6 protein-coding genes and 2 pseudogenes are annotated in these 7,168 nt (G+C 46.6%); 2 read left to right on the forward strand and 6 right to left on the reverse strand.

Annotated elements, in window-relative coordinates; genetic code table 11:
* Together Q0241_RS12135 and Q0241_RS12140 are read left to right on the forward strand one after the other, a co-directional pair.
* Positions 1-995: pseudogene (locus Q0241_RS12135) on the forward strand (glycine dehydrogenase (aminomethyl-transferring)); the annotation flags it as partial.
* A 320-nt stretch (positions 996-1,315) separates the two neighbouring features.
* On the forward strand, positions 1,316-2,086 hold the full coding sequence (locus tag Q0241_RS12140; RefSeq protein ID WP_299377710.1) for a class II glutamine amidotransferase: 771 nt from the start codon (positions 1,316-1,318) through the stop codon (positions 2,084-2,086).
* 91 nt (positions 2,087-2,177) lie between these two features.
* Here the strand turns inward: Q0241_RS12140 and Q0241_RS12145 are convergent, their stop codons facing one another.
* From Q0241_RS12145 to Q0241_RS12170, 6 genes and pseudogenes are all read right to left on the reverse strand, one after another.
* The gene (locus tag Q0241_RS12145; protein ID WP_299377711.1) at positions 2,178-2,666 is read right to left on the reverse strand and encodes a F0F1 ATP synthase subunit B; all 489 of its coding nucleotides are present in this window, start codon (positions 2,664-2,666) and stop codon (positions 2,178-2,180) included.
* 2 nt (positions 2,667-2,668) lie between these two features.
* The gene (locus tag Q0241_RS12150; RefSeq protein ID WP_120497736.1) at positions 2,669-3,163 is read right to left on the reverse strand and encodes a F0F1 ATP synthase subunit B'; all 495 of its coding nucleotides are present in this window, start codon (positions 3,161-3,163) and stop codon (positions 2,669-2,671) included.
* A 116-nt stretch (positions 3,164-3,279) separates the two neighbouring features.
* Positions 3,280-3,507, reverse strand: a complete 228-nt coding sequence (locus Q0241_RS12155) for a F0F1 ATP synthase subunit C (RefSeq protein ID WP_046503712.1) — start codon at positions 3,505-3,507, stop codon at positions 3,280-3,282.
* Between the two features lie 67 nt (positions 3,508-3,574).
* Positions 3,575-4,285, reverse strand: coding sequence for a F0F1 ATP synthase subunit A (locus Q0241_RS12160; protein WP_085901471.1), 711 nt, complete (start codon positions 4,283-4,285; stop codon positions 3,575-3,577).
* Between the two features lie 45 nt (positions 4,286-4,330).
* Positions 4,331-4,675, reverse strand: coding sequence for an AtpZ/AtpI family protein (locus Q0241_RS12165; RefSeq protein WP_299377718.1), 345 nt, complete (start codon positions 4,673-4,675; stop codon positions 4,331-4,333).
* A gap of 263 nt (positions 4,676-4,938) precedes the next feature.
* A pseudogene (locus Q0241_RS12170) lies at positions 4,939-7,168 on the reverse strand (chromosome partitioning protein ParA); the annotation flags it as partial.

Here is a 7,168-nt window from a genome sequence, read left to right on the forward strand (position 1 = left end):
ATCTGTATGCCAAACCAGAAAAGCATCAGGAAAACCTTGCTGCGATTATGATTACTTATCCTTCAACACACGGCGTGTTTGAAGAAGAAGTTCGTAAAACCTGTGGCATTGTTCACGACTTTGGTGGGCAGGTTTACGTTGATGGCGCCAATATGAATGCAATGGTTGGTTTGGCTAAGCCGGGCAAGTTCGGTGGCGATGTATCACACCTTAATCTTCATAAAACATTCTGTATCCCACACGGTGGTGGGGGGCCAGGTGTTGGGCCGATCGGTGTTGGTAAGCATCTTGCGCCTTTCTTGCCAAACCACTCTCTCGTTGCCGAGGCTGGGCCAGAAACAGGGCAGGGTGCTGTGACATCTGCACCTTGGGGATCAGCAAGCATTCTTCCGATTACCTGGACCTATCTGAAGTTGATGGGAGCCTCTGGTCTGAAGAAAGCAACTCAGATGGCTATCTTGAATGCGAACTATCTGGCGAAGCGTCTTTCTGATCATTATCCGGTTCTCTACACTTCAAAGAACGGTATGGTTGCGCATGAATGCATCATTGATGTTCGTCCGCTTAAGGATGACATCGGAATCACGGTTGATGATATCGCCAAACGTTTGATCGACTATGGCTTCCACGCGCCGACAATGTCATTTCCTGTGCCGGGAACCTTGATGATTGAGCCGACTGAATCTGAATCCAAATATGAAATTGATCGTCTTGCCGACGCTATGATTTCTATCCGGAAAGAAATCGGTCGTGTTGCATCTGGCGAATTACCTTTGGAAGATAACATGCTGTGCAATGCCCCACATACGGCAGCATCAATGTTATCTGAAAGTTGGGATCATCCTTATACCCGTGAAGAAGCAGCTTATCCTGTTGAAGGACTTCGTGACGGTAAATATTGGGCGCCAGTTGGGCGGGTTGATAACGTATATGGTGATCGTAACCTAATTTGCTCTTGCCCTTCGGTAGAGAGCTATCGGGATGCGGCTGAATAGGCCGCTAAAGCGGAGAGACCAGATGGGACCATTGCTGGGTGTCTCATTATATCTGATCTCTCCGTCCTCATAGGGCGTGTATGTTAGGCAAGGGACGGCCTGACATACTTGGGATAGGGCCGCACCCTGTTCCCGTCCAATGCTGGGACTGGAGTTCGTGTGCAAACACGAACTCCTTTTTTTATTTTATTATAAGCAAGATGTCTATTGCTGATGTATTGATTGTGAGTAACATAAGGTACTTCTTTTGATATATTGCCCGTACTCTTTTGGGATTCATAAGAAATTTTTCATAGTCCTTTTTAATTTGGAGCAATTTAATGTGCCGCTGGCTGGCCTATTCCGGACAAGAAATCTTCTTGGAAGAATTACTTTTTAAACCGCAGCATTCTCTTGTTGAGCAGTCTCAGCATGCCACGGAAGCTAAGGTTGCAACGAATGGAGACGGTTTCGGTGTTGGTTGGTATGGGCAAAGAGACGAACCTGGCCTGTATAGGGAAACGATGCCTGCTTGGAATGACTGCAACTTGCAGCACCTTGCATCTCAAATAAGATCATCACATTTTTTTGCTCATGTAAGAGCGTCTACAGGGACAGCAACATCCAGAGCTAACTGCCATCCTTTTTCTTATAAAAATTGGATGGGGATGCATAATGGTCAGGTTGGGGGCTATGAACAATTCAGACGCGCTCTGGAAACTTACATCACCGATGAACATTATATTAAACGTATGGGGACGACAGACAGTGAAGCGCTGTTTTATATGTTGTTTAATTTTGGATTGGAATCTGATCCGGTAAATGCAATTCGAAAAATGGTATCGACAGTCGAAACATTACAGGCAGACAGAAATATTACAGAGCCATTCCGCTGTACAATGGCAATAACGGACGGTGACGATCTTTATTGCCTCAGGCATTCGAATGATCGTTTTGCACCATCATTGTACTGGCGTCATAAAGATGGCGATCTGGTGGTCGTTTCCGAGCCATTAACGGAAGATCACGAAGGGTGGAACAAGGTTCCTGCATCACATGTCCTTGTTGCAAACAAATCCGAAGTTAAAGAGATTGTTGCCCTAAAGATCTAGTGAGTGTTTATTATGGAAGAAAGTCTTGAAACATAGATACAAAAAAACCGGCTCAGATGAGCCGGTTTTTTTGTGCATGATCTAAGAAAGATCAATGAAATTTTTCGCCAAGCGAACTGATGGAATCATCCATCAATGTTTTGGCTTTTGCCTTGGTCATGCTGCCAGCCAGAATGTTTTTGGTCGCAGTGATTGCAACATCAACTGCCTGATCACGAACTTCGTTCAGTGCGGCGGTTTCTGCCTGAGCAATTTTGTCCATGGCTTGCTGTTCACGACGCTTAAGTGACTCTTCTAAATCAGTAGCAGCATCTTCTTGAACGCGTTTAGCTTCTTGCTTTGCGTGTTCAATGATTGCTTCTGCTTCTTTCAGAGCATCACGTTGTTTGCGTTTGTATTCAGCCAGCGTTTTTTGCGCTTCTTCCCGAAGATTTTGAGCTTCTTCGAGTGTTTTGCGAATGGCTTCACCGCGTGCGTCCAATCCAGCAACAATGCCTTTCCCGCCTTTTGTAACGACAAGAAATACAAAGATTGCAAATGCAACGCCAACCCAAAATGTAGGATTTTGAAATAATTCCATGATTAGTTCTGCTCCCCTAGTGCTTCGTCAACAGCTTTGCTGAGTTTAGCGTCGGTTACATCAGTACCAAGCAATTTACTTGTCGCGGCAGCGGCAACGTCTTTGGCAACATCCTTAATGTGCCCCATAGCTTCGCTACGAGCAGCATTAATTTTGTCTTCGGCAATCTGAACCTTTTCCGAAAGTTGGGTGTCAAACTCAGCCTGGCGCTTGGCGCTAGTGGCTGCGATTTCATCCGCAGATTCTTTCAGAGCGGCAACAGCAGAAGCGCGCGCATCAGCAATAGCTTTCTGATAGTCCGAAAGGACCTCTTCAGCTTCTTGCTTCAAGCGTTCTGCTTTTTCCAGATCACCAGAAACTCTATTTTCGCGCTCTTCCAAAATCGAGGCCAGACGTGGCAAAGCAACCTTGGCCATCAGGAAGTAGAGCACACCGAAGGTAACGATAAGCCAAAAGATTTGGCCTACGAACGTATCGATTTGTTCAAATTGTGGCATCGTGCTACACGCCTTGTTCAGTTATCAAAATTGGATCAGATAAAAGTCTGATAGGCCGATATACCATCAAATACCATAAAGATATTCGAGAACATCGGCCTAACAATCTGTTCCAATTAAGCTACGAACAGAAGGATCAGAGCAACTAGTAGAGAGAACAGTGCGATCGCTTCAGTAACAGCAAAGCCAATCCAGATGTTCGCACCAATTTCGTCTTTAGACGCTGGGTTGCGAGCGATGGACTGGAAGTAGCTAGCCCATACGTTACCAACACCAACACCTGCACCAATCATACCTAGAGTAGCTAGACCAGCACCAATCAGTTTTGCAGCTTCTGCTTCCATAATTCTCGAGCTCCTTGTAACGCTTGTGCGTTAGATAGATAAAAAAGTTACGATTTCCGAAAAGATCTTAGTGCAGATGGATCGCATCATGCAGGTAGATACAAGTCAGAATGGTGAAGACATACGCTTGTAACGCCGCCACCAGGAATTCCAAAGCTGTAATACCAACAAGCACGCCGAGTGGGATAAACCCAAACACACCGAGCATGATGACAAAGCCAGCGATGACCTTCAAAAGAACGTGGCCAACAACCATGTTCGCAAACAAACGAACAGAAAGGCTGATGGGTCGTGAAAGGTAAGAAACCAGTTCGATCGGGATAAGGATCACAGCCGTCCACAATGGCGCACCATGTGGGAAGAAGAGGCGAAGGAAGCCTGCTCCGTGGCGAGCGAACCCGATTACTGTTACCGCCAAGAAAATAATAATTGCCATCGCAAAGGTAACGACAATGTGGCTAGTAAAAGTAAAGGTACCCGGTACGAGACCGATCACGTTTCCAAAGAGGATGAACATGAACAGAGTGAAGACAAACGGGAAGTACTGACGTCCGGCTGAACCGACGTTATCCCGGAGAAGGTTCGCAACCATCTCATAGCTCATCTCTGCCATGCTTTGCCAACGACCGGGAACGAGTGCACGTCCACGTGTTGATCCCACAAGGAAGATTGTTACGAGTAGAACGCTCAGCGACATAAACAGCGCTGAGTTGGTAAAGGAGATATCGTAATTACCTAGTTGGATTGGTAAAAGAGTTGTTACCTCAAACTGGTGCATTGGGTCGATTGAACCACCTGATGCCACGAGCTTTCCCCTCTAATTTTACTCTGCGCGATCTTCGCGATTATCGCGAAAACGCTTTTTGTTTTCTAACTGTTTAGCAACCCTAACCACATTGGCAAAGGCTGCCCCGATACCAAGGAAGAAGAATATAATCATCAACCAAGGTTTAGTCCCCAATAAGTGATCGAGATAGTACCCTATCCCAAACCCCATTATCAGGGCTGCAACTATTTCCACGGATATGCGGAAACCTACCGCCATACCGCTTGCTGCATCAGCTCGGTTACTGGATTCAGGTTTAGTACCCTGATTTTGACGCTCGCGAGCCGCGCGCAGTCTTTTATCCAGGTCCGTCAAAGACGAACGATCTTCAGGTTCCGGCATTTAATTAAGCCTTCCTGATGGCTACCATTTGAGCTGAAGTAGCACCTGTTAAACGCGGGCGCAACATACGTGGAGCATCATAGTTATGTCAAGAAAGAATCAGCCATGATTTTGACCTAATTCCAATGCGTCCCCGTTCTTATCCTCTCAGAGCTAAATGGATCAAGGTTTTTGTTCCCGATTGTGCAGGGGTAATATTTTGAAAGAGAAGTGCTTTATTGTGCGGACGCGAAAGAAGAGAGCATAAGAAAGAGGTTTTAACTTTAAGGTTTCTTTTCAATTAGGTCATCTGCAGCTTCCAGATTAACCGATACGAGTTGACTGACGCCACGTTCGCTCATGGTAACACCAAACAAGCGCCGAACCCGAGCCATGGTCATACGGTGGTGCGAGATTATGAGAAAACGGGTTGATGTACTGTGAACCAGTTCCTCGACCAATTTGCAAAAACGATCCACGTTGGCGTCATCGAGCGGAGCATCAACCTCATCCAAAACGCAAATGGGAGCCGGATTGGTTAGGAATACAGCGAAAAGCAAAGACAAAGCTGTAAGAGCTTGTTCTCCACCAGACAAAAGTGACATGACCTGTAGTCGCTTTCCCGGGGGGCTGGCCATAATTTCCAGACCAGCCTGCAAAGGGTCTTCTGCTTCTGTAAGCGTCAGATGTGCGCGGCCACCACCAAAGAGCCTGACGAAAAGATCGGAGAAATGAGCGTTTACGAGGTCAAAAGCTTTCAGTAGGCGTTCCCGCCCCTCTTTATTTAAGTTGGCGATGCCCTGCCTTAGCTTACCAATCGCGAGCAAAAGGTCTTCTTTGTCGTTCAACATGCCTTTTATTTGTTTGTCCAGTTCTTCGGCTTCTTGCTCCGCGCGAAGATTAACGGGGCCCATATTGTTCCGTTCGTTTGTCAGGCGATCGTGTTTTCGGGTGACATCATCGCGGGGGGGCAAATCTTCGCCGATTTGAATATCTGCGATAGAAAGTGCTTTTTCCAAAGAGCATCCCAAACGTTCCCGCACGCGATCGATTAAAATCGCCATGGCTTGTTTATTTTGTTCAACAGTAGATTCTGCTCTGATCATGGCTTCTCTTGCTTGGGCGAGAAGTTGTTCTGATTCTCTCAATTGTCTGTCTGCTTCGGCTTGTTCCAGTTCAGCAGAACGTAGTTTTTCCGAGGCTTGATTTTTCGATGCTTCAGATTGGGTGATAACCGTGGTCAGAGCTTCTTTCTGTTTTTTGATCTCTTCAGGCTTGGTTTTCCATACGTCTATTTCTGCTTCGGTACGTTTTATCCTGATATCAATCTCGCCCAGATACTGTTTGGCTTCTTTGGTGCGACGTGACCAAGAATTCAATTCATTCTCGATACTGACGAGGCGCTCGCGTCGGGTTGTGACATCCCGTTTGATCTGTTCAAACTTGCCGCGCTGCGAGCCTAGGAGGTTTCTTTCTTTAGACAGCTTTTCCTTTAAATCGGCTAGCTGCTCTTTTTCCTGTTTTTGATCCGGTAGAGCTTCTATTTCGGCTACCGTTGCTTTTTGCTGTTCGTTGGTTTCAAGGTTCTCGCGAATTAACCGTTGTAAATTTTCTTCGGCGGCAGACAGCTGTGATGCGAGCTTGGTGTGTTTTTGGGCTAAAGTTGTATGATGGTTTTTGGCTGCGGAAACGTCGTTGTGGGCATTGTTCAGGGTTTGCCGGGCAAGTTTTTCGTCTTCTAGGCTTTTATCAAGTGCCTGCTTTGCTGCGATGAAATGCTCTTTTGCTTTTATACTATGTGATTCAATTTTTGCTTTTTCTTTCTCAAGCCCTTTCAGACGGTTTTTATATTCCAGCTTTACGGCTGCTGTTGAGGGTGCATCGTCTCTGACGGTCAGGCCATCCCACCGCCACAAGGTGCCTTCTTTTGATACCAGTCTTTGACCCGGAGCCAGTTGGGCATAGAGTTCTTCGCTAATGGTACGGGTCTCTACAAGGCCGATCTGTGACAGTCTGGCATGAAGACGGGTGGGCGATTGCACAAAATTGAGAAGAGGGACTATTCCCTCGGGCAGTGCGGGGAGGTCTGTGCGCATGGGGATATCGTGCCAGTGAGCAACCGCTTCTTCTTGGGACCCCGCATTTAGATCTTCACCTAGAGCAGCGCCCAATGCTTTTTCATAGCCTGCTTTAACAGAAAGCTCATCAAGTATTGGGTCCGAGACAGAGGATGATGCTCCTTTTAAAAGCTCATTCAGGGCGCGGATTTCTGCGTTGATTTGGTTGAGTTCACTTTGCGCATCTTGATTAGCATCACGCGTCTGTTCCTCTGTCAGGCGCTTATCCTGTACGTCCTTTTCTAAGGTATTCGAGGTTTCTTTGGCGTTAAGAAGTGCTTTCTCAGCGGTTTCCAATTCTCGTTCTGCTTCGATAAGATTTGCGCGGCTTTCTTGCTGAGAAACAAGATGTTTGTGCTGGGCCTCTTGTTGGCGCAGTTGTGATGATTGTCGGGTG

Origin of the sequence: uncultured Kiloniella sp. (assembly GCF_937128705.1) — a bacterium.
In the GTDB taxonomy this organism is placed as follows: Bacteria; Pseudomonadota; Alphaproteobacteria; order Kiloniellales; family Kiloniellaceae; genus Kiloniella.

What these genes read in the sequence shown, in the direction of transcription:
- Q0241_RS12140 (WP_299377710.1), top strand. Translation starts at nt 1,316, where the DNA reads ATGTGCCGCTGGCTGGCCTATTCCGGACAAGAAATCTTCTTGGAAGAA.
- Q0241_RS12145 (WP_299377711.1), bottom strand. Translation starts at nt 2,666, where the DNA reads ATGGAATTATTTCAAAATCCTACATTTTGGGTTGGCGTTGCATTTGCA.
- Q0241_RS12150 (WP_120497736.1), bottom strand. Translation starts at nt 3,163, where the DNA reads ATGCCACAATTTGAACAAATCGATACGTTCGTAGGCCAAATCTTTTGG.
- Q0241_RS12155 (WP_046503712.1), bottom strand. Translation starts at nt 3,507, where the DNA reads ATGGAAGCAGAAGCTGCAAAACTGATTGGTGCTGGTCTAGCTACTCTA.
- Q0241_RS12160 (WP_085901471.1), bottom strand. Translation starts at nt 4,285, where the DNA reads ATGCACCAGTTTGAGGTAACAACTCTTTTACCAATCCAACTAGGTAAT.
- Q0241_RS12165 (WP_299377718.1), bottom strand. Translation starts at nt 4,675, where the DNA reads ATGCCGGAACCTGAAGATCGTTCGTCTTTGACGGACCTGGATAAAAGA.